This window comes from Nitrospira sp., assembly GCA_029194665.1.
Classification (GTDB): domain Bacteria; phylum Nitrospirota; class Nitrospiria; order Nitrospirales; family Nitrospiraceae; genus Nitrospira_D.
Genome location: JARFXO010000003.1, coordinates 413365 through 433219 on the forward strand (window position 1 = coordinate 413365; position 19855 = coordinate 433219).

22 protein-coding genes and 2 tRNA genes are annotated in these 19855 nt (G+C 55.9%); 11 read left to right on the plus strand and 13 right to left on the minus strand.

Annotated elements, in window-relative coordinates:
- Nucleotides 1-11: 11 nt before the first annotated feature.
- The 7 genes from P0119_11430 to P0119_11460 all read right to left on the minus strand — a co-directional run bounded on the left by P0119_11430 (nucleotide 12) and on the right by P0119_11460 (nucleotide 6367).
- Complete coding sequence (locus P0119_11430) at nucleotides 12-911, minus strand: DUF72 domain-containing protein (GenBank protein ID MDF0666666.1); 900 nt, start codon at nucleotides 909-911, stop codon at nucleotides 12-14.
- A 247-nt stretch (nucleotides 912-1158) separates the two neighbouring features.
- A tRNA-Ala gene (locus P0119_11435) sits at nucleotides 1159-1234 on the minus strand.
- A 267-nt stretch (nucleotides 1235-1501) separates the two neighbouring features.
- On the minus strand, nucleotides 1502-1825 hold the full coding sequence (locus P0119_11440; protein MDF0666667.1) for an Hpt domain-containing protein: 324 nt from the start codon (nucleotides 1823-1825) through the stop codon (nucleotides 1502-1504).
- Between the two features lie 2 nt (nucleotides 1826-1827).
- On the minus strand, nucleotides 1828-3885 hold the full coding sequence (locus P0119_11445; GenBank protein MDF0666668.1) for a response regulator: 2058 nt from the start codon (nucleotides 3883-3885) through the stop codon (nucleotides 1828-1830).
- A gap of 264 nt (nucleotides 3886-4149) precedes the next feature.
- Nucleotides 4150-5154: a diguanylate cyclase gene (locus P0119_11450; protein ID MDF0666669.1), complete on the minus strand. Its 1005-nt coding sequence runs from the start codon at nucleotides 5152-5154 to the stop codon at nucleotides 4150-4152.
- A gap of 44 nt (nucleotides 5155-5198) precedes the next feature.
- Nucleotides 5199-5837, minus strand: coding sequence for a response regulator (locus tag P0119_11455; GenBank protein ID MDF0666670.1), 639 nt, complete (start codon nucleotides 5835-5837; stop codon nucleotides 5199-5201).
- A gap of 83 nt (nucleotides 5838-5920) precedes the next feature.
- Complete coding sequence (locus P0119_11460; GenBank protein MDF0666671.1) at nucleotides 5921-6367, minus strand: GatB/YqeY domain-containing protein; 447 nt, start codon at nucleotides 6365-6367, stop codon at nucleotides 5921-5923.
- 172 nt (nucleotides 6368-6539) lie between these two features.
- Between P0119_11460 and P0119_11465 the strand changes: the two genes are divergently transcribed.
- The 4 genes from P0119_11465 (at nucleotide 6540) to P0119_11480 (ending at nucleotide 10577) form a co-directional block, all read left to right on the plus strand.
- On the plus strand, nucleotides 6540-7700 hold the full coding sequence (locus P0119_11465; protein ID MDF0666672.1) for a hypothetical protein: 1161 nt from the start codon (nucleotides 6540-6542) through the stop codon (nucleotides 7698-7700).
- 103 nt (nucleotides 7701-7803) lie between these two features.
- Nucleotides 7804-9072, plus strand: a complete 1269-nt coding sequence (istA, locus tag P0119_11470) for an IS21 family transposase (protein ID MDF0666673.1) — start codon at nucleotides 7804-7806, stop codon at nucleotides 9070-9072.
- Nucleotides 9069-9851: an IS21-like element helper ATPase IstB gene (istB, locus tag P0119_11475; protein MDF0666674.1), complete on the plus strand. Its 783-nt coding sequence runs from the start codon at nucleotides 9069-9071 to the stop codon at nucleotides 9849-9851. Before istA ends, istB begins: the two co-directional genes overlap by 4 nt.
- A gap of 504 nt (nucleotides 9852-10355) precedes the next feature.
- Entirely contained in the window at nucleotides 10356-10577 is a 222-nt protein-coding gene (locus P0119_11480) for a hypothetical protein (protein ID MDF0666675.1), read from the plus strand.
- Here the strand turns inward: P0119_11480 and P0119_11485 are convergent.
- On the minus strand, nucleotides 10571-11980 hold the full coding sequence (locus P0119_11485) for an MFS transporter (GenBank protein ID MDF0666676.1): 1410 nt from the start codon (nucleotides 11978-11980) through the stop codon (nucleotides 10571-10573). The genes P0119_11480 and P0119_11485 overlap by 7 nt on opposite strands.
- Nucleotides 11981-12261: 281 nt before the next feature.
- On the opposite strand from P0119_11485, the gene P0119_11490 reads away from it, so the two are divergent.
- Complete coding sequence (locus tag P0119_11490) at nucleotides 12262-12546, plus strand: hypothetical protein (GenBank protein MDF0666677.1); 285 nt, start codon at nucleotides 12262-12264, stop codon at nucleotides 12544-12546.
- 6 nt (nucleotides 12547-12552) lie between these two features.
- Here P0119_11490 and htpX read toward each other — a convergent pair whose 3' ends face one another.
- On the minus strand, nucleotides 12553-13473 hold the full coding sequence (gene htpX, locus P0119_11495; protein MDF0666678.1) for a protease HtpX: 921 nt from the start codon (nucleotides 13471-13473) through the stop codon (nucleotides 12553-12555).
- Between the two features lie 212 nt (nucleotides 13474-13685).
- On the opposite strand from htpX, the gene P0119_11500 reads away from it, so the two are divergent.
- Together P0119_11500 and P0119_11505 are read left to right on the plus strand one after the other, a co-directional pair.
- Nucleotides 13686-14123 carry a cupredoxin domain-containing protein gene (locus tag P0119_11500; protein ID MDF0666679.1) on the plus strand — a complete coding sequence of 146 codons (438 nt, stop codon included), beginning with the start codon at nucleotides 13686-13688 and terminating at the stop codon, nucleotides 14121-14123.
- On the plus strand, nucleotides 14120-15163 hold the full coding sequence (locus P0119_11505) for a phytoene/squalene synthase family protein (GenBank protein ID MDF0666680.1): 1044 nt from the start codon (nucleotides 14120-14122) through the stop codon (nucleotides 15161-15163). Before P0119_11500 ends, P0119_11505 begins: the two co-directional genes overlap by 4 nt.
- 86 nt (nucleotides 15164-15249) lie before the next feature.
- Here P0119_11505 and P0119_11510 read toward each other — a convergent pair whose 3' ends face one another.
- From P0119_11510 to P0119_11525, 4 genes are read right to left on the minus strand one after another with little or no spacing between them, the layout of a single operon-like run.
- Nucleotides 15250-15552: a hypothetical protein gene (locus tag P0119_11510; GenBank protein MDF0666681.1), complete on the minus strand. Its 303-nt coding sequence runs from the start codon at nucleotides 15550-15552 to the stop codon at nucleotides 15250-15252.
- The gene (locus tag P0119_11515) at nucleotides 15549-15962 is read right to left on the minus strand and encodes a hypothetical protein (protein MDF0666682.1); all 414 of its coding nucleotides are present in this window, start codon (nucleotides 15960-15962) and stop codon (nucleotides 15549-15551) included. Before P0119_11515 ends, P0119_11510 begins: the two co-directional genes overlap by 4 nt.
- Nucleotides 15963-15983: 21 nt before the next feature.
- On the minus strand, nucleotides 15984-16337 hold the full coding sequence (locus P0119_11520; GenBank protein ID MDF0666683.1) for a (2Fe-2S) ferredoxin domain-containing protein: 354 nt from the start codon (nucleotides 16335-16337) through the stop codon (nucleotides 15984-15986).
- Between the two features lie 13 nt (nucleotides 16338-16350).
- A complete protein-coding gene (locus P0119_11525) occupies nucleotides 16351-16734 on the minus strand; it encodes a hypothetical protein (protein ID MDF0666684.1) in 384 nt (127 codons plus the stop codon).
- 170 nt (nucleotides 16735-16904) lie between these two features.
- On the opposite strand from P0119_11525, the gene ald reads away from it, so the two are divergent.
- The 4 genes from ald (at nucleotide 16905) to P0119_11545 (ending at nucleotide 19853) form a co-directional block, all read left to right on the plus strand.
- Nucleotides 16905-18008, plus strand: coding sequence for an alanine dehydrogenase (gene ald, locus P0119_11530; GenBank protein MDF0666685.1), 1104 nt, complete (start codon nucleotides 16905-16907; stop codon nucleotides 18006-18008).
- A gap of 34 nt (nucleotides 18009-18042) precedes the next feature.
- Nucleotides 18043-18119, plus strand: a tRNA-Pro gene (locus P0119_11535).
- Nucleotides 18120-18589: 470 nt separating this feature from the next.
- Nucleotides 18590-18886: an acylphosphatase gene (locus tag P0119_11540; GenBank protein MDF0666686.1), complete on the plus strand. Its 297-nt coding sequence runs from the start codon at nucleotides 18590-18592 to the stop codon at nucleotides 18884-18886.
- 13 nt (nucleotides 18887-18899) lie between these two features.
- Nucleotides 18900-19853, plus strand: coding sequence for a sigma-70 family RNA polymerase sigma factor (locus P0119_11545; protein MDF0666687.1), 954 nt, complete (start codon nucleotides 18900-18902; stop codon nucleotides 19851-19853).
- The last annotated feature ends 2 nt before the right edge of the window (nucleotides 19854-19855 follow it).

Sequence of the window (19855 nt, forward strand, 5' to 3'; positions counted from 1 at the left end):
TCGTATGACCATTACCCTTCAGGGAGTATGTACCTTACGAGTTCCTGCACTGTCGATGGTGCATTCCCTTCCGAGCGATTATTGACCAACACATAGGCTCGTCGGTTTTCGCCAACAGCCTGCTGCATGAGAGTCACAGTCTCTTTTCGCATCTGTGGTAACACTCCCACGATCCTGTTGTAGGGGGCCGCTCGTTTCTTGGCCACTTCGTAGCTCATGTTGAGTGGCGTGAGCACTCGAATCACGGTGAATGGTGCAGTGAAGCGCTCTTGCATCCGTCGATGTTGCTCCAGCAAAGGCGGCATGTAGGACCAGTGGTTGTAGACGTGTGCCACGCCATGGTTCTCTAAGACCGTTCGATAGTCCGGACCGAGAAAGCCTGCATTACGGATCTCGACCGCATACCGAAAATCATTCGGTAGCCGGCTGAAAAACTGATCCAGCCGTGAACAGAGCTCGTCGGTGCTCAGGCCGTGCCTCTGAAACTCAAAGATGAACGGCCCCATGTGCGGCTCAAACTTGGCCTCGCGGTATGGCGTGAGCACCAAGTCAGTAAATAGCTTTGCATCGAGAAATCGCGGATTCGGTTGTCCGGCTTTTGGGCCATAACGAGACTGCTTGGCAAAGGTGGGAATCGTGATCTCTTCCCAGACCTTGAAGCACATCTCGAAGTCTTCGGGGATTTGATTCAGGTAGTGACGAAGTTGACTTGCAGTTGGTGGGCGATAGAACGTGGAATCGTTCCCGACTGTGCGAAAGAGCGGTTCGCCGTTGTAGAGGTATTGACAATACTCTCCTAGACATTCCCTCGCAAAAGTCGTCTTGGCGTACTGGCGTCGATACACCTGGCCTTGCCAGCCTTCGTAGGTCCACGTTGAAGTGCCGAAGCGAATGAGGGAGGAAAGAGGCATGGGAGTGTGATTGTACAACGAACGATTCAGAGGTGGAATACCGGTGGCCGAGATCTACGAGGAGAAATAGCTGCTCTGGAGTGGGCACGCGAACGGTCCACTTTGTCTGTAGAGATGAGTGTACGAGTGACGATACGAAGGTGAAGTGCGTGCGGTACGCAAAATCAAAACCAGTGTAGATGTGTATCCGGCGACGCAATGAAGAGAGGCTTCGCCTGATGAGCCGCCGGTACGAGCGAGCTTGGTTTGGTGGAGGGCAGGGGAGTTGAACCCCCGACCCCTACGTTGCGAACGTAGTGCTCTCCCAACTGAGCTAGCCCCCCACCCGTTGGATATTGGAGCGTGACCCCATGAAACCCGCAGGGTTGGCTGCATAGGAGTATGCAGTCTTGTTGCTGCGGTCGAAGAACGGGGAGGAATAGAGGGTCACGCTTCCCGTGCTGCATTATACACAACCCGTCACTAAGACTCTACCAGTACCTTGCATGCAGGCGAACGAGGAAGCACTTGAATGACCGCTGATCTTGGAAATGCTGTCGAAAACCAATGCAGATCGCAGATCGGTTGGTCTCGGACGCTTGCTCTATCCGCTAGCGATACACAACGGTCACACGTTTGAGGAAGTCTTCCAATTGGACGATATGCTGTTCGATTGTTAAGCGGTCTTGCAGTTTGCCCGCGCGTTCCATCGCCGCTCCGATTTCGGAAATTCGATCGAACCCGAAGCCACCTCCGTCGCCTTTCATGCGATGGCCCAGAGTCTGAACGGTCTTGAAGTCCTGCTTCACCAGCGCGTCTCGAAGTGTCCGGACGTCCTTCCTCCGGTTATCTAAAAAGATCGGCACAATACTTTCAAGATCGCGACTGATCTCCATCGTGAGTTGGTCTGTTGGTTCCGGATGTGAGGCCTGCATCGCTAAAGGACGTGTTCCTTGTATGCCCGAAGCACTTCCAATAGGGTGGATTTCTTGATGGGCTTCGTGAGGTGTGTGTTGCAGCCTGCTTCGAAGATGCGGGCTCCTTCCTCCTTGAGGGCTAATGCAGTGAGGGCGATGATCGGGGTGGGTGGGAGATCATGATCCCGTTCCCATGAGCGGATGGCCTTTGTCGCGGCATAGCCGTCCATCACGGGCATTTGCACGTCCATCAAGATGACGTCGTAATGCGTGGACTTGAATTTGTCCAGCGCGACGGCCCCGTGTTCTGCGACGTCGATGAAATAGTCGGGCTGCCTCAGGTATGCCCGTACCAGCAGTTGATTGTCGGGGGAATCTTCAACCAACAATACGCGCAAAGCCCGCGTCGAAGTGGGCGACGGTGGTGCTGTGACGTCCACACCTGTCGGCGGCGTCCCTTTAGTCCGGCCGAGAGCGATCCCGATTGTTTGCAAGAGGTCGGACCGCCGTATGGGTTTAATCACATAACCACCAAGGCCGAGGTCATAAGTCCGTGCGATATCGTCCGCCCAATGATCAGAGGTCAACATGATGATGGTCGGACAACTCCTGTTAAGAGAGGATTTCAGCTGTTCCACAACATGAAAGCCGCTCATCTCAGGCATGCGGCAGTCGAGGAGCAAGAGATCGTACGCATGTCCTCGTTTGGATGCATGGTGGAGTTCGGCCACTGCGGTCATCCCGTCGCCTGCTTCCGTAACCTGAGCCCCCCAGGTACTCAGCAGTTCACGGAGTATGAGTCGGTTGATGGGATGGTCGTCCACGACCAGGACCCTGACTCCAGCAAGGTTGATCTGGGTTGCGGATCTCTGATGGGACGATTCTGGTTGGGTTTGAAGCAGGATGGAACAGTGAAAGGTACTCCCTGTTCCGACTGTACTCTCGGCCCAGATCCGCCCGTTCATACCTTCGACGAGGCGTTTGGTGATCGCAAGACCGAGTCCTGTCCCTCCGTACTGCCTGGTCGTAGAGGCATGGGCTTGCGTAAAGGTGTCAAAAATCGAGAGGAGTTGTTCGGGGGGAATGCCGATCCCCGTATCACTGATGGAAAACCGAACGGCACCGGCAATCTTCCGCTCGGGATCGTTTGTAACACGAACGACGATGGAACCTTTGTCGGTAAATTTGAGGGCATTGCCGATCAGATTGATCAATATTTGCACGAGCCTTGTCGGATCACCGACCAAATGACAGGGCACATTCGGATCCACATGGCAGGCAAGCTCCAGCCCCTTCTCGTTGGATCGCATCGCCAATATATCGATGGTTTTGTCGATGACTTCGTTCAGGTCGAACCCGATGGATTCCAACTCCAAGCGACCGGCTTCGACTTTGGAGAGATCCAGAATATCGTTGATAAGATTCAAGAGTGTGCCACCCGCACGTCTGAATATACGTAGGTACTTCCTTTGGTCAGGTGTGAGTGGCGTATCCCAGAGGAGATCGGCCATGCCGATGATGGCATTCATAGGGGTGCGGATCTCGTGACTCATACTGGCGAGAAACTCACTCTTGGCACGGTTGGCCACATCGGCGGCTTCTTTGGCGACACGGAAGGCTTGTTCCGCTTCACGCCGTTCGGCCGCTTCTAAAGCAAGGGCCGCCGTGGATGCAAGTAGGCTGACAAGGTGTTGTTCAAATCGACTCCACCGTCGGGGCGCGCCGACCGACTCAGCACAGAGTGCGCCCACGAGTCGTCCCTGTTGCCTGATTGGCGCGCTCAACATGGCTTCTATGTGGAAACGAGATAGGTACGATGGTGCCAGTTCCATGAATCGTGAATTTCTGAAAGCATGGTGAACTGCGATGGCGCGATAGTTACGCGCTGGAGATCGAAGATAAGCACGCCAGCGCGAGGACTGGAACACGAATGTAGGGTTGGAATGTCGTCGGTGGGACGTACAAACGTCGATCAGTTCGATGGTAGATCGCTCCTTAGTAAACAACCAGATGCTGGCGCGTTTGACTTGCAATAAGCTACAGCACGCCTCTGAAATAGCACGAGACACACGGGTCATGTTGCCGCCCTTCAAAGCCTTATGCTGCGCGAGCTTGTGGAGGCTATCTTGATATCGCTTGAACAGCGTGGTTGCCCTCTGCTCGAACGAGAGGAGTGTTCGTTCGGAGAGCGTCCGCTTGTGGGAAGCGGAGATTCGCCTGGTTGCAGGGCGGAAAGGCCGAGAAAGGCTCCTGGTTACCGCTGTTCGGTTGTGTGGTTTTCCACGTGGAGGGTGTGACCGTGACATGGGGCGTCGATAGTCGGCGGACAGCTGTGACCGGTTCTAGTCGTCGTGTGAGTCTCGGACCAGCGCCAGAATGCTGGCTGATTTAGTCCGATTGCGTCCATCTTGTTTCGCTTGATAGAGAGCCTGATCTGCGGCTTTGATGAGATCGGTAGGAGAAGCGTTTCTATTGGGAATGGTGCAGGCATACCCGACGCTGATTGTGACGAGTTCTCCATCGGCATGCTTCATGCCTAGAGATTCGACTCGACGACGCAGGCTTTCCGCTACTTGGGCTGCGCCGTCGAGGCTGGTGCCTGGCAAGACCGTCACAAACTCATCCCCGCCATAGCGGGCAACCAAATCGCCGGGACGATTCACAGAGCCGGAGATTGCCGCAGCGACCTGTTTGAGGCATTCATCGCCGGCTGTGTGCCCCTTAGAGTCGTTATAGGTCTTAAATCGGTCGATATCGAACATAATCAGAGACAAAGGAGTTGACTCGCGTACCGCTCTCCGCCATTCCTGGTCAAGAAAGTCATCGAACTGGCGCCGATTGGTGATACCCGTCAATCCGTCTAAGCAGGAGAGACGGAGCAACATCTGATTGGCTTCTTGGAGCTGGCGCATGACCTCGAGGAGTTCTTGTTCACGCGCACGGCGGCGGTCGATTTCGTGGACAAGCCGGAGCACCGACCGCACTCTGGTCAGAAGCTCAACCTTGTTGACCGGTTTGGCGACGTAATCCATGGCTCCTGCGGCAAACGCCAGCTGAAGATCGACCGGATCCGTCTTGACGGTGACCATAATAATCGGAGTATCTCGGAACCGGTCGGCGGCTTTTATCTGGCGACAAGCTTCGATGCCGTTCATCCGCGGCATCAGGATATCCATCAGGATCAAATCGACCCGCGCAGCGCCTTGCTTGCCTCCGTCCAGACCGAGCTGTCCGAACGCGGCGGCGGCCGATTCCGCAGTCAAAATGTCTTCGTAGCCGGCCGTCGACAGAATAGTCTGCAACAGTAGCCGATCATCCGTAGAGTCGTCGACGATGAGGATGCTCATACATTCACCGGTCTTTGAGAGGGAAGCTTGCGGAATCGTAACAGCTAGTCTTGATAAACACCAGGATAAAGCTTTTTGAGGCAGGGTTGGCAGAGTCCGTGGCTAAACTCAGCTTCGGAATGTTCGCCGATATACTCTTCGAGTTGTTGCCAGAACCCGCCGTCGTTGCGGATTTTCTTGCAAGAGGCGCAGATCGGGATCAACCCCCGAAGCACTTTGACTTCGCGGAGGGCGCGTTGGAGTTCCTCATTGCTGCGGCGAAGCTCCTCTTCCCGTTCCTTCCGGCAATCCATTTCCTTCTTCAGTGTGAGCGCAGACGACACGCGGGCGAGTAACTCTATTCCATTCACGGGTTTGTTGATGTAATCCATCGCGCCGGCCGAGAAGGCTTCTCTCAGGTTATTGAGATCATTCTGGGCCGTCACCATGATGATCGGAATGTCCCGAAGGTGAGGCTGCTGTTTGATTTGTCGGCAGGCCGATACGCCGTCGATGTCGGGCATGAGTACATCCATCAAAATCAAATCTATATTAATTGAGAGGTGCGTACCGCCAAGGTTCAAACCCGAAAAAGCTGCCGCGGCCGAATCGGCCACGAGAACCTCATTATGGCCGGCCTTAGTCAGAATAGACCGAAGTAATAGATGCTGGTCGGGAGAGTCATCAACTATGAGGATCGCCATACCACTACTTAACGGCTAAGGGCGAACGAAACTGAAGCCACGAGAGGATAGGATTCAGTAAAGCTGATGATTCCGGAGATGAATCAGGTGAGTTTGCTTTTCACCAGGTCGCTGATTTGCTTGCCGTCGATGGATTGTCCAGCAAGGCGGGCCATCACCGTCTTCATGACTGTTCCCATATCTTTGAGTGATCGGGAACCGGTCTCCGTGACAGCCGCTGCGACAATGCCCTCAATCTCTTGGGGGGAAAGCGGTTTGGGGAGGTAGGATTCGATAATTTCGATTTCCTTGCGTTCTTTGGCAGCCAGTTCCAGCCGTTGAGCATTCTCAAATTGTTCGATGGATTCCCGACGCTGTTTTACGAGGGTCGTCATCACGCGGCTCATTTCAGCATCATCAAGGTCCCTCTTCAGCTCGACTTCTTTGTTCAGGATGGCGGCTTTGATCATACGGATGACATCCATGCGCAGTTGATCGCGTGATTTCATTGCGAGCTTAAGGTCCTCGGTCAGGCGGTCGGATAACGACATAAAAAGTCTCACGGATTAGGTGCTGAGCTGAGTGAGGAGCATACCCTCTTGGTTTCAGCGAGTCAACGAGACGTATTGAGTCATCTAAAATCTTACCGGGCCACCGATCGTTGCGTCATTTGTCAATCTTACCCTCCGGGGCCGCATGGTGCGGGCCCAGAGGAGGGGGCCGATGGAGGCAGAGCCGATGGCGCGACGGGCGAAGGGCGAGTATCTGCGAATCATGTGGCAGCGGTATCAACGAGCCAGTCGCTCGGAGCGCTCGGCGTTGCTCGACGAAGTGACGCGCGTGTGTGGGTATCATCGCAAATATGCGATCGGGGTGTTGCGCCAGCAGCGGCCGCCCCAGCCGCCGGTGCGCCGGGCGGGCCGACGGCGACCGACCTATGGCGAGCCAGTGATCCGCCTGCTTGCTGAGATCTGGCAAGCCGCCGGGTATCTCTGTGGCCAACGGTTGCAGGCCGCGATTCCGCACTGGCTGCCCTGGTTGAAACGGCGAACCACAGTCCCCCCGGCGCTGGAAGCCCAGCTTCGGCGAATCAGTGCCCGGCAGATCGACCGACGGCTAGGGGAACGGAAGCGCCGAATCAAGCGGCGGCTGTATGGGACGACGCGGCCAGGGTCCTTGTTGAAGCACCTGATTCCCATCAAAACGGAGCACTGGGACGTCAGCAAGCCGGGCTATCTGGAGATCGATCTGGTCTCGCATTCCGGCGCCTCGGCCGCCGGGGAGTTTCTGCACACGCTGGACGGGGTCGATATTCACACCACGTGGGTGGAGCGGCAGGCGGTGCGGGGCAAGAGTCGGCACGGGGTGGTGCAGGCCCTGACCATCATCGAGTCACAGCTCCCGTTCTCTCTGCGGGGCGTGGATTCCGACAACGGGAGCGAGTTTATCAACGACCATCTGCTGGCCTGGTGTCAGAAGCGGCCCACCGGTCGGCAGGTCCAGTTTACCCGCTCGCGGCCCTACAAGAAGGATGACAACGCGCATGTGGAGCAGAAGAACTGGACGCATGTGCGTAAGTTGGTCGGCTGGGAGCGGTACGAGAGTCGGGAAGCCTTGGCGGCGCTGAACGCCCTGTATGCGGACTTGCGGCTCTTTCAGAACCTCTTTCAGCCCTCCATGAAACTCGTGCGCAAGGAGCGCGTGGGCTCGCGACGGATTCGCCGCTATGATGCCCCACAGACGCCGTTCGAGCGGGTACGAGTGTGTCCAGCGGCAGATCCGGCGAAGGTCGCGGCCCTGCAGCGCGTGCTGGAGACCACGGATCCCTTCATCCTCTCCCAGCGTGTCAGCGGTCATGCAATAATCCCCAGATGTGGTCAATGAATTCTCCCCACCCTCTCACCGAAGGAGGGATGTGATGGAACTTGACGATAGCAAGGAGACAACGATCATACCGTCCCAGGTAGACCACACTCGGGAGGTATGTATGGTGGATCAAGAGCGGTGGGCGGAGATTCGACGGTTGCGTCATGAAGAGCGGGGATCCATTTCAGGGATTGCGCGGCGGTTGGACCTGGATCGGAAGACCGTGCGGCGCAGTCTGCAGCAGACGACGTGGCAACCCTATCGCCGAGCGGCGATGACGGAGACGCTGCTGACCGCCCATGCCGACTTTGTGCGGACCCGTGCGTCGCAGGTTAATTATTCGGCGCGGATTCTCTATCAGGAACTGCGAGCGAGCCACGAGTACATCGGCAGTTATGAGACGGTGAAGCGAGGGGTGGCGCCGCTGCGTGAGGGTCAGCTGCAGGCGGAGCGGGCCCTCCTCCGCTTTGAGACACCGCCGGGCCAGCAGAGTCAGATTGATTGGGGCCAAGCCACCGTGCCCTTCCGCGCCGGCCCGACGGTGGTGCACGTGTTCGTGTTGACGTTGGGGTTCAGCCGACGTGGGTTCTATTACGCCTGTGCCGATGAGCGGCTGGCGCAGTTTCTCGAGGCCCATGAACGGGCTTTTGCGCATTTCGGTGGCCACACGCGAGAGCATCTGTATGACCGACCGCGAACCGTCTGTTATGCGGATGAGACGGGGCGGCGGCTCTGGAATCCCACCTTCAAAGCCTTCGCCGACTATTGGGGCTTTGAGCCGCGCGTGTGTCGGCCCTATCGGGCCCAGACCAAGGGTAAGGTCGAATCCGGCGTGAAATATCTGAAACGGAACTTTCTGCCGGGACGAACGTTTGTCGATCTGGTGGACTTTCAAACCCAACTTGACGAATGGACCGCGACAATTGCCGACCGCCGCATCCATGGCACGACGCATGAGGAGCCACTCGTCCGGTTTGCGCGAGAACGCAACCACCTGGTCCCGCTGGCGGACCAGCGCGCCTTCCAGCAGGAGGCGCGCGTCTCACGGATCGTGGCCGAGGACTATTTGGTCAGCCTGGCGACGAACCGCTACTCCGTGCCCTTCCGGCTCATTGGTCAGCGGGTTGAAGTGCAACGACGGGGGGACACGGTCCACATCTTTCACCGTGACCAAGAGATCGCGACGCACCCGGTGCTCCCGGGCCAGCACCAATTCCGAATCCAGCCCGAGCACGGCCCTGGAGCCAGTGCGCGTCTCGCCCGCCACCGTCGGTCCACGGTGAGCGATCGGTCCCCTCGCCCCGATGCCTTGCCGGAGGTCGAAGTGCGGGATCTGGCCTGGTACGAGGCGGTGTGTGAGCGCACGGCGTCGCAGGAGGGGCGGCCATGAACGCGGCGCAACTGGAACGGCTCCGTGACCAACTCACGCGCCTACGGCTCTTGAAGAGTCGGGAGCGGCTGGAGGCCCTCTTACAAGAAGCGGCCGTCAAGGAGCTGCCCTATGCCGACTTCCTCGACCAGGTGCTCGGCGAAGAAGTCGCGTCCAAGACCGCGAAGAACATTGCGATGCGGACGAGTTTGGCGCGATTTCCATTCGTCAAGAGTCTGGAGGTCTTCGACTTCAGCTACCAGCCTTCGTTGGATAAGAAGCAGATTCAGCAGGTGGCGACCTGCCACTTCATCGAGCACGGCGAGAATGTCGTGATCTTGGGGCCGCCCGGTGTGGGCAAAAGCCACCTGGCCATCGGGCTAGGGCTGCAAGCCATTGCCCAGGGCTATCGGGTGTTGTTCACGACAGCCGCCGCCATGATCGCTACGCTGACTCGGGCGCTCACGGAGAATCGGCTGGAGGACAAGCTGAAGCTCTATACCATTCCCCGGTTGCTGATCATTGATGAGATCGGCTATCTGCCCATTGACCGCACCGGGGCCAACTTGTTCTTTCAGCTCATCTCACGCCGCTATGAGAAGGGGCCGATGATTTTGACCAGTAACCAGAGTTTCGGGGCTTGGGGCGAGGTGTTTGGCGACCGGGTGCTGGCGACTGCGATCCTGGATCGGGTGCTCCACCACGCGATCACCATCAACATCCGGGGCCATTCCTACCGGCTGAAGGAGAAACTCAAAGCCGGACTTGTGCGGGTCGAAGAAGCGTCAACGACAACCTAACGGGGTGGGGAATTTTCGATGACCATAACTGGGGCAATTTGGATGACCCTTGACACCAGCGCATTGATCAGCGCCTGGAACAGCTCTGGGCACTCGCCACACGGGCCAGTCGCACGCCGCGCGAGCCAGCGCCCCGGCCGCCGCAGCCTCGGGCGAGTACGCCGTGGCGTGGCTGGACCTTCAGCCCCAATGTCCCGCGCCAGAACCAGACCCTACGCGGCACAGGACGCTCATAAGTGAGGCTACTCCGGCATGGACGCCAGGGCGATCGTTGATCCTGGGCCACATACAGCGGTCGATTTCCCAGACGGACCGCCCCAAAGATGCTCCTGTGTGCAAGGAGCGATGAGCCGCTCGGTAAGATTCACAAATGACCCAACGATCCCCCGGTAGGTAAGATTTTTAAATGGCTTGATAGGCGAGACGAGCTAGAAAGTGTTCAGCCTAGAAGTGGTATGATGTGACTTGAATCGTATGGCAATTATGAAAAAAGGGAGGAGTAGTATGCCAAAGCAGGTGACATGGCCGACGGGGCAGAGCCATGGGTTGATCGCGACTGGAATAGGGGTGTTGCTACTGGGTACTGGAGGCTGCGCCGGCGAAGCGCCGAAACCTTCGCCGACAGTGACGCAAGACCAAGTTCGAAGCAATGCCGACAAAGCGTTCGAAAAGCTCAAACAAGAGGAGAAGAATCATGCTGTCGACTCCGGAGTGGTTCGTTACTGAATAGTGTTGATCGCCCGGCGTGAGAGTTGTCGCAAGGGTTTTAGCAGCGGCAGTTCCCATAACAACCTGTGGTGGGCGCGTTGTTCCACTCCGCGAGGCTCGTGAAAGGTTCTGAGGAGCATTGTCGAGACAATCAAGCGAAACAGGCCGGAAAGAAAGAAGATAAACGGGAGATTGGAGGGAGGATCCAGAGTCAACGCCCCAATTTGCAAATGGAGTGGGACGGTGCTGATCAGCCAGCTTCCGATGACCGTTCCCATGGCCCACCCGATGGCGTTGACGATGCTTGAAATAGCGACCGCCTTCGCCCGATCCCTTGGCTGTACCGCATCAAAGACATAGTTATTCAACCCCAGTCCAAGTCCTGCCCATACTACGCCTCCAAGGAAGTTTAGGGTGACAAGAAACAGCCACGAAGTGCCGAGCAGGTACAACATCGGCAGGAACGCGACGAGTAGTCCGGTGAAAGAGAGCAACACCTTATTCCCAAAACGATCGCCGAACTGTCCCCAGGCTGGCAAGGTCAGGAATTGCCCGATGATACCGGCGGCCAGCCAGGTTCCATATTGCCAATGAGTGAGGTGAAGATCCTGGAGCAGGTAGATGACAAAGAACGGACCGGCAACCAGCACGGCAGAATGCATGAGCCCGGAAAACAGTAAGAAGTGGCGAAAATTGTCGGACATGCCGGTACGAAGAAAAGCCAGAAAACTCGTCGGGTGGCTACCTGACTCATGTGATGGTAAGCCGCGTACCTTCACCAGCATGAGAGCCGACGCACTACGGCAGAGGCCAGCTACGAGGAACATCACGGCAAAGCCGACCCAAAGGAGTTGTTGATGCTCGAAGAAGGTCAGCAAGGATCCGGCCAGGCAGAGTGCGAGAAAACTGGTCATTGCAACGGTTCGTGATCGTCGAGCAAAGTACGTACCCCGTTCGTTTGGTTTGAGCAAGTCAGTGATGAGACTATTCCAGGCAGGAGAGGTGAAATGAGTGAAGGCGAAATACACAGCGACGGTGGCGATGAGTAGCCACGCCCCTTGGTCAGGCCAGATCAACGGCAGCGCAAGAATGGGGATCCAGGCGACAGATTGTCCGATGATGCCCCAAAACACTTGGGAGGCTCGGCTGGGGAACCGGTGTGAGATTTTGACTGAAATCAACTGAGCCCATGTACCCAAGAGTTGGGGAATAGCGGAGAGGAGACTTAACTGGAATGGTGTCGCGTGGAGGAACAGAGCAAAGGCCGAGAGATACTGCTCACCTCCCCCTTGGGCAACGGCTTGGAACAGCCCATCACGAATGCCATAGCGCCGACCGGACTCGTGTGGATCTATAGAAGCAGGATGACTGTCAGGAACCTGTTCTGCTGAATCCGGCGGTGCTGGGTGGGCTGTCATCATCCTTAAGCCAAAAGCACTCTACCATAGAATGGATAGCGCACAAGGATTCATCGGATGATCACGGAGGTAATTGACCACTGCAATGCCTCTCAGTACGATGCGTCCCTGCCTGATGATGTTTCGGCAGGAATATTGGCCACAGGCCAGGTTGCTGATTGAGACAACAGCTGTTTCATGTTGGGAAGCCAGGTCGGCATGATGCACGTTATCAGGAAGGATGTTGTGCCCGTCTCGTCTCAGGATGAGAAAGAGCTGAGATAAATATAGGAAGAAAGGGACTCATGGGAGAGCGCGTGAGGATTACCGATTCTGAAAAGTTGAGCTTATTGTATGAGCGATTTCGGGATGTCTGTTTGGTTGAAAAGGAGGTTTGGAAGGAAATCTTCATGCCTCGCGATGTAGCACAGGGTCCGGTCAGGACGAATATTCAGGATCGATATGAGGTTGAAATTGACGATCCGGAGATCGAGGCTGTGCTTGATGCGAACATCGTCCTGGGAGCGGCCGCCTTGTGGGCGGCCGTCCAGGAATATCGCGAACACATCAGGTTTTACCGAATGCGGTGATGCTCATTAGACCGGCAGCCGCTGCAAGGCTGCGATCCGCTCCTCGATCGGCGGATGAGTAGCGAAGAGGTGCATGAATCCAGATGACTTGCCCGAGATCTTAAAGGTCGCCAGGGGATCTTGCGTGCCGTATTCGGGCTGCGCTCTGGTGACCCACCGATTGATCCCCTCCAAGGCTGAGATCATTGCTCCCTTACCATACACCCGCGCGGCGAATGCGTCCGCACCGAATTCCCGCCGACGAGAATGCCAGCTGATCACCAGCATGGCCAGGAATGACAAAACGATTTGGAGGAAGATATACACCACAAAAGCGAGGATAGGATTTCCCGCACTCCCTTCCTCTCGGTCTCCCTGAGGTTGCCCAACCAATTGTGCCAGGAAGTTGCTGATGTAGTAGACGAACGTGTTCATCAATCCGGCAAGCACGGTCGTCGTAAACATGTCTCCGTTATAGACGTGTCCCATCTCGTGGGCGAGAACCGCCTTGACCTCATCTTCTTTGAGATTCTGCAGCAAGCCGGTCGAAACAGCCACCATCGAATTGTTCTTACTCGGGCCGGTGGCAAATGCATTGGGGTCCGGCGACTCATACACCCAGACTTCCGGCATGGTGATGTGAAGCCGTTGAGCAATCTCCTGGACGGAGCCGTAAATCACATGCTCGGCATGTGACCGCGGCTGAGTGATTTGCTGACAGCTCAGCATCGCTCGCGCCATCTGCTTGGAGAATGCCAAGCTGATGAACGCGCCACCGAACCCGAGCACCAACGACCAGACCAATAGCTGCTGATTGAAGACTCCCCGCACATCGATTCCGAACGCCGGCAGAACCACGTTTATCAACAGATTGGCCGTGAACGACAGCGTGATATAGATCAGAAAATTTGCAATCAGGAACAGGCCAATACCTTTAAGCCACTTCATTGAAATCCTCCTTCGCGATAAGCTTTCGCCTACGCACTCAACCAAAGACGGAACCGGCCATATTATACACAAACTGTTCTTCAGAGTTGCAGTCTTCAGCGATCATTGATTTCATCAAATAAGAACGTGTTGCTAAAAGTCAAGACGCTCGAAGTCGCTGAAAGTACGGGGCAAAGTTGACCCATCTCAGCCCTTCCTGTTAGAAAGTTCTCATGGAGGTCAGTCGGAAGTCTTTTGGCGTGCTTGGTATGGTGGGATGGTTCATGGCCGCACTCGTCGCGGTCGGACAGGCCGCTGACGGCTCAGAGCCTGACCTACCGATCGTTGTCCCAATGTCGCCGGATGGCGTTCAGCGCGCCACGGTCATCCTTGACAGCTATTCCTATTCGCCGAACCATCTGGTTGTGGAAAACGGGAAGCCGGTGGAGCTGACTCTGACGAGTGTCACAATGATTACGCCGCATAACTTTATCATGAAAGACTCAGCCGGCAGCTTGTTGGTCGAACAAGATGTCGGAGCTGGGAGGACCGTCGTGGCCAGATTCGTCCTGACTCAACCTGGTCTCTTTCCGTTCTTTTGCGACAAACGATTGTGGCCCATACCGAGCCATAGAGACAAAGGAATGGAAGGAATACTGGAAGTCAAATGATGCCTACCGCCGCTTCAAGAGAGGAACTGCTTCGCGAGCTGCTCAGACGTGTGTCTCGCCTTTTTTACACGACGTTAGTGATCGTGCCGTCTGATGTCCGAGACCAAGTAAGCTTGGCGTATCTCTTTGCCAGGGCTGCCGATACGATCGCCGATGCGGAGTTGATCGACCGATCGCGTCGTCTAGGTTTTCTCAACCGCTTCAGAGAGCAGTTTCTCGGTGAGCAGATCGATTGGGCGCAGATCCGTACGATTCAGCAAGCTATGGGGTCGCTTCACGAAGATTCGGCTGAGCGAATCCTGCTCGAACGGCTGGACGAGTGTTTCCGTCGCTTCCTCGACTTTTCGTCGGACGACCGACGTCGGATTCAGCGAGTGATGACGATCTTGACGCAAGGAATGGAAATGGATCTGGGCACGTTCCCTGGAAATTCCGTGGCGGATCTCACCGCGCTCAAGACGCTCGATGACTTAGATCGCTACACCTATCATGTGGCTGGATGTGTGGGTGAGTTCTGGACTTCCTTGATGTGTGCCCATAGGAAAGCGTTGGCCAACTGGGACATTCAACGGATGTCGGAAATCGGGATTCGATTTGGAAAGGGGCTGCAGCTGACGAATATCGTCAAAGATATCGCTCATGATTTGCAGAAGGGGCGTTGTTACATTCCCGAAATGATGCTCACCGAAGCTGGGCTGAAACCTCAAGATTTATTGGATCAGCACAATCTCCTTCCTGTCAAACCTGTGCTGAGCAAACTTGTTCGCTTGGCAGTCGAGCACCTTGATCAGGGCTGGCTCTATACGATGGCGATTCCGCGTTCTGAAACCCGGTTGCGGCTGGCTTGCATGTGGCCGATTCTTTCTGCCGGAGAATCGCTCAAGCTGGTCATGAACTCCCCTGATCTTCTGAATCCCGCTTTAAAAGTCAAAATCCCGCGCAGCAAGGTCTATCAAATCATGGCTATGACGACCGGCACCGGTGCCTGCGGCTATGCCGGGACCGCCTATTGGGGGCATTTGCGCAAACAGATCATCTGAACGGTCACCTCATCTCCAGAAGCTTTACTCACGCGTTCCTTCTGCTTGAGAAGCCGGGTGGTTCCCACTTGTGCCGGCACGAGTGTCTAGCCTGTCTTCTTCTGCGGCTCCAAGAGCTTGTCGCCTTTCCTAAAAACGACATAGATCGCTTGTGAGGGACATGCGTCCAGACAGAGCCGGCAACTTTCTAGACATCGCGATGGATCAAATTTATAAGGGGGGGTCGACAGCCAGGCACCGGTCGGGCAAATCGGGACACAGAGCGCCTGATGAGTGCAGCGGTCGGGATGGCGGACGAGATGATCACGAACGACCAGCATGGGTTTGACTCCTTCAAAGAGACCCTGCGAGAAGATCTCAAACATGTTCTTATTCGGCAGACTGCTCACTTCCATTCCTTCACAAGTTCTTTGAGCCGTGCTTTGAGCTCAGGAATCTGTTCCAGATTGTTGTGGATTGCGCCAAGAATCTTTTCCAGTCGGGCGGTTCTCAACGCTTCCTTGTCCTGTGTCGCTAATCGATCGTATTCTTCGTACGCTGCTTGGTGTGCCGGTTCCAGTTGAGCGCGAGCATCGGCGATGGCCTGTCCGAGCGCCCAGGGTTCAGGTGAGAGCGCGGAGACAACGGTAAAGGTTGCATCGCTGCAGATAATCACGGCGGCACCGGGTTTTCCGGTCAATGGAATCACAGTCTGGATGGCTTTGCCTTCGAACGATTTCCAGTCCAGCAGCAGCCCTGGAAACCGTTTCGTGAAGGCCACCTTTTCCATGTTGGCCTTCCATTTGTCTTCTGTCGGCATGGGAATGATCGTAGGGAAGCCCTATGACATCTTGATGAGGGTCAATCGTTCGGGAACCGGGTGATCAGGCATGAGCAATCGGGTGACGATCTCGCCCTTCAGAACATGCCGCTCCATGATCTCGGTGACGTCGGCTTCTGTCCCGACCCAGTACCACACTCCCTCAGGATAAATCACCACACTGGGTCCTAGATCGCAATGGTCCAGACAGCCGGCTTTATTGGCTCGAACAAGACCTTTGAGATTCAACCGTTTTGTTTCATTCTTGAAATGCGCGTGGAGTTTTTCCGAGCCGAGGTTTGCACAACAGCCGCGTGGGTCGTCTTTGGGACGCTGGTTGGTACAGACGAAGATGTGACGTTGAAATGGTGGCATAGAGACGTAGCAACTATACCGGCATGGTGAGGGTATTGAGCCGTTCCATCAGTAGCGCGACATCCCGGCCGTTGAGGAACGGAGATTGCTGCTGGGTTCCCTTCAAGATCGTCATGATTTCCTGCAACCTCAATGACGCGCGTCGGAGCTCATCGGTGTTCGAGACCTCCGACCATTGACCAGCGCTCAGTTTGTCGAACTCAGCCTGGATATCGCGAAAATCCCGCTGCAGGTTCTTGTGGACTGAACAAATGACACAATACCATTTCGGGTTCTGATCCGATAAAGGCGACAGACGATCGTAGGGACGGCCGAAAAAGTCTTTCCCCAGCGAAAATTTCGTGAGCGGGCCGCCGGAGGTTCCGCAAGCCTGACAGGATCCCTTCGAGGAGTCCATCCACAGCTCCATAAGTGATGCTGAACGATCGTATTCTACAACAGGCCTTTCCAGGCTGTCCACGAGTAGATGGTGCCGCAGGCAACTGATTACTCCTGGTATCGAGGTATATCAAGGTATAATGACATCGTCAGGCTTGCAGCACTCCTAGCGGGAAAGGGGGTACCTATATGGTGATCGGTGTCCCGAAAGAAATCAAGGATCACGAGTATCGTGTCAGTCTTACCCCTGAAGGCGCAGCAACATTGTGTCAACTGGGGCATGACATCTGGCTCGAATCGTCCGCTGGGGAGGGCAGCGGATTTAGCGATGACGAATATCGTCAGGTCGGAGCGACTATTGCTGCCTCCAAGAAAGAGCTGTTCGAAAAGAGCGATATGATCCTGAAAGTGAAGGAACCGATGATCACTGAATGTCCGCTGTTCCGTCCAGGCCAGGTCCTGTTCACCTATCTGCATCTAGCAGCTCTTCCAGAACTGACGAAAACCTTGATGGCGGAGAAGATTACGGCGATTGCTCGTGAGACGGTCGAAGCCACAGACGGTAGCCTGCCGATGCTAAAACCGATGAGCGAAATTGCCGGTCGGCTGGCGGTACAGATTGGAGCGCAGTATTTGGAACGGTCATATGGAGGGCGGGGCGTGCTGTTGGGTGGTGTGCCTGGAGTCGAGCCGGGAAAAGTTGTGGTGCTCGGTGCAGGAGTTGCCGGCCGGTCGGCGGTACGGATGGCTGTCGGTATGGGGGCGCAAGTGACCGTGCTCGATTTGAATGTTCAACGGCTGCAAGAGTTGGACGATCTCTACCAAGGCCGACTGATCACCCGTATCTCAACTCAGACTGCCGTTGACCAGGCGGTGGTGCAAGGGGATGTGGTCGTCGGCGCCGTACTGCTGCCTGGTGCGCGCGCGCCCAAAGTGGTAAATCGATCATTGGTTGCGCGGATGAAGCCTGGGGCTGTGATCGTCGATGTCGCAGTCGATCAAGGCGGGTGTTTTGAAACGACCAGGCCGACGACTCACTCCGAACCAGTCTATCTGGTGGATGGTGTGACCCATTATTGCGTGACAAATATGCCCGGCATTGTTCCTCGAACCGCGACGTTCGCACTGACCAATGCGACTCTGCCCTATGTGGTGCGCCTCGCTTCTGATGGTGTGGATCGAGCAATCCGTTCAGATCTGGGGCTGGCTCTGGGCGTGAATGTCATGGATGGAAAAGTAACCTGTCGGGCTGTGGCGGAGGCTCACGGGTTGCCTTTTACCCCTGTCTTGTAAGACAATCACGCTGCATTTTCTAGTTCGGTCTTGTCGGGGCGTAGCGCAGCCCGGTAGCGCACTGCGTTCGGGACGCAGGGGTCGGAGGTTCAAATCCTCTCGCCCCGACCAAACCGCACTTCGTGTGGGCCGCAGGCTAATTATCGTTTCATGCTAATTGACGCCTGCGGATAAGTACCTCCAGTGTCCTCTTTCTTCATCTGGTACCAAGCTTGCTCGACCCGGAGCCTATTCTTCCCATTAAGGCGACGGGATAAAAACCTCCAGTAGCCCTCGTCTCTCTGCTCACACCAAGCGTGCTCGTGCCGCCGGCTATTTCTCGCCTCATCGTGATTGAGGGCGGCGGATAAAATCCTCCCGTCATCCTCGACTTTCCTCTACCAAACCGCAGCTCGCATGAGTTGCCTGCCCATTCGTGCATGTCGTAAATTCCTTGAGTTGGATTCCTCAGAAACTCTCTGTGCTGGGCACAGTTCTGGCATGGAATTGTAAAACACGTGACGCATGGGAAGAGGTGTGAGAATATCCGCTCAGCAGAGCCGTAAGTGATTGCTTGCGCTCAAGGATTTTGATAGGGCCAGATGACTCAATCGGTTGATGACCCCTCGGTTCGGGTACGTATCCTCGTGCTTGGTCATGTGCAGGGGGTAGGGTTTCGTGCGTTTGCGGCACGCGCAGCGGCAAGGCTTGGGCTACTAGGGGGCGTCCGCAACCTCGACGATGGTCGGGTGGAGCTGGATGTGGAGGGGAGAAGGTCGATGATTGAAGCACTTGTACGTGAATTGAAGACCGGTCCTCCTGCCGCCCATGTCACAAGAATTGAGACGGAGTGGAGTGTCGCAACTGGGCGGTATTCCAACTTCAGTATTTGGTATTAGCAAGCGAGGAATCATGAGTCGACCGCATGACGAGGACTCCGAGTTGAGCGAAGCTCGAAGGCAACCCGTCAACGACGTGGACGCCTCAGAATCTACAAGCGCACCTGATCAGGGCGAACGGGAAACAGGTCGATCGGAGGGTCTCGATACCCTCAAGAGCTACTTGCGGGAGGTTCGCCGATCGACCCTGCTGACCTTCAAACAAGAACAGCAGCTGGGTAAGCGGGTCATGGCCGGCGATGAGCAAGCTCGGCAACAGATGATCGAATCGAATCTGCGGCTGGTCATCAGCATCGGAAAGCGGTATATGCACCGCGGGTTTCCGTTTTCCGACATCGTGGAAGAAGGCAATCTAGGTTTGATCAAAGCCGTAGAAAAATTCAATTATAAGCGAGGGTTCCGGTTCAGCACGTATGCGTCTTGGTGGATCCGTCAGTACATCGAACGGGCGATCATTAACCAAGGCAAGCTGGTGCGGTTGCCGGTGCACGTCGTAGAGCGACTCAATCGCTATCTCAATCGTGTCGAGCAATTGGTGCAGGCGCTTGGGCGCGAGCCGCGGGCGGCCGAAGTGGCCGTCAAGATGAAGATGTCGGAAGAAGAAGTACTCGATCTGAAACAGTTGGTGCGCACAACCTGTTCACTCGATAGCCCGCTCAACGACCGCACTGATACCTTCCTGCGAGATGTCATCGAGGATCCGGTCGGGCTCGCACCAGATGAGACCGCCGACGGCGTTCGGCGGAGGACGGAACTGATGGCATGGGTAAGGGAGTTGCCTGAGAAGGAACAAACTGTTATTGTGTCACGGTTTGGGCTCGACGGAGATGAAGCGAAGACGCTCGAGGAAATCGGACGTACTATGGGGTTGACTCGTGAGCGGGTCAGGCAGATCGAGATGGCCGCGTTGGTTCGGCTTCGCAACACCATCGAGCGAAAGACTATGACACAGGCAGACTTGCTTTAACT

What these genes read in the sequence shown, in the direction of transcription:
- istA (MDF0666673.1), top strand. Translation starts at nt 7,804, where the DNA reads ATGGTGGATCAAGAGCGGTGGGCGGAGATTCGACGGTTGCGTCATGAA.
- P0119_11520 (MDF0666683.1), bottom strand. Translation starts at nt 16,337, where the DNA reads ATGCCACCATTTCAACGTCACATCTTCGTCTGTACCAACCAGCGTCCC.
- P0119_11500 (MDF0666679.1), top strand. Translation starts at nt 13,686, where the DNA reads ATGGAGGTCAGTCGGAAGTCTTTTGGCGTGCTTGGTATGGTGGGATGG.
- P0119_11480 (MDF0666675.1), top strand. Translation starts at nt 10,356, where the DNA reads ATGCCAAAGCAGGTGACATGGCCGACGGGGCAGAGCCATGGGTTGATC.
- P0119_11450 (MDF0666669.1), bottom strand. Translation starts at nt 5,154, where the DNA reads ATGAGCATCCTCATCGTCGACGACTCTACGGATGATCGGCTACTGTTG.
- P0119_11430 (MDF0666666.1), bottom strand. Translation starts at nt 911, where the DNA reads ATGCCTCTTTCCTCCCTCATTCGCTTCGGCACTTCAACGTGGACCTAC.
- istB (MDF0666674.1), top strand. Translation starts at nt 9,069, where the DNA reads ATGAACGCGGCGCAACTGGAACGGCTCCGTGACCAACTCACGCGCCTA.
- P0119_11445 (MDF0666668.1), bottom strand. Translation starts at nt 3,885, where the DNA reads ATGACCCGTGTGTCTCGTGCTATTTCAGAGGCGTGCTGTAGCTTATTG.
- P0119_11455 (MDF0666670.1), bottom strand. Translation starts at nt 5,837, where the DNA reads ATGGCGATCCTCATAGTTGATGACTCTCCCGACCAGCATCTATTACTT.
- P0119_11505 (MDF0666680.1), top strand. Translation starts at nt 14,120, where the DNA reads ATGATGCCTACCGCCGCTTCAAGAGAGGAACTGCTTCGCGAGCTGCTC.
- P0119_11485 (MDF0666676.1), bottom strand. Translation starts at nt 11,980, where the DNA reads ATGATGACAGCCCACCCAGCACCGCCGGATTCAGCAGAACAGGTTCCT.
- P0119_11515 (MDF0666682.1), bottom strand. Translation starts at nt 15,962, where the DNA reads ATGCCGACAGAAGACAAATGGAAGGCCAACATGGAAAAGGTGGCCTTC.
- ald (MDF0666685.1), top strand. Translation starts at nt 16,905, where the DNA reads ATGGTGATCGGTGTCCCGAAAGAAATCAAGGATCACGAGTATCGTGTC.
- P0119_11460 (MDF0666671.1), bottom strand. Translation starts at nt 6,367, where the DNA reads ATGTCGTTATCCGACCGCCTGACCGAGGACCTTAAGCTCGCAATGAAA.
- P0119_11540 (MDF0666686.1), top strand. Translation starts at nt 18,590, where the DNA reads ATGACTCAATCGGTTGATGACCCCTCGGTTCGGGTACGTATCCTCGTG.
- P0119_11465 (MDF0666672.1), top strand. Translation starts at nt 6,540, where the DNA reads ATGGAGGCAGAGCCGATGGCGCGACGGGCGAAGGGCGAGTATCTGCGA.
- P0119_11525 (MDF0666684.1), bottom strand. Translation starts at nt 16,734, where the DNA reads ATGGACTCCTCGAAGGGATCCTGTCAGGCTTGCGGAACCTCCGGCGGC.
- P0119_11440 (MDF0666667.1), bottom strand. Translation starts at nt 1,825, where the DNA reads ATGCAGGCCTCACATCCGGAACCAACAGACCAACTCACGATGGAGATC.
- P0119_11545 (MDF0666687.1), top strand. Translation starts at nt 18,900, where the DNA reads ATGAGTCGACCGCATGACGAGGACTCCGAGTTGAGCGAAGCTCGAAGG.
- htpX (MDF0666678.1), bottom strand. Translation starts at nt 13,473, where the DNA reads ATGAAGTGGCTTAAAGGTATTGGCCTGTTCCTGATTGCAAATTTTCTG.
- P0119_11490 (MDF0666677.1), top strand. Translation starts at nt 12,262, where the DNA reads ATGGGAGAGCGCGTGAGGATTACCGATTCTGAAAAGTTGAGCTTATTG.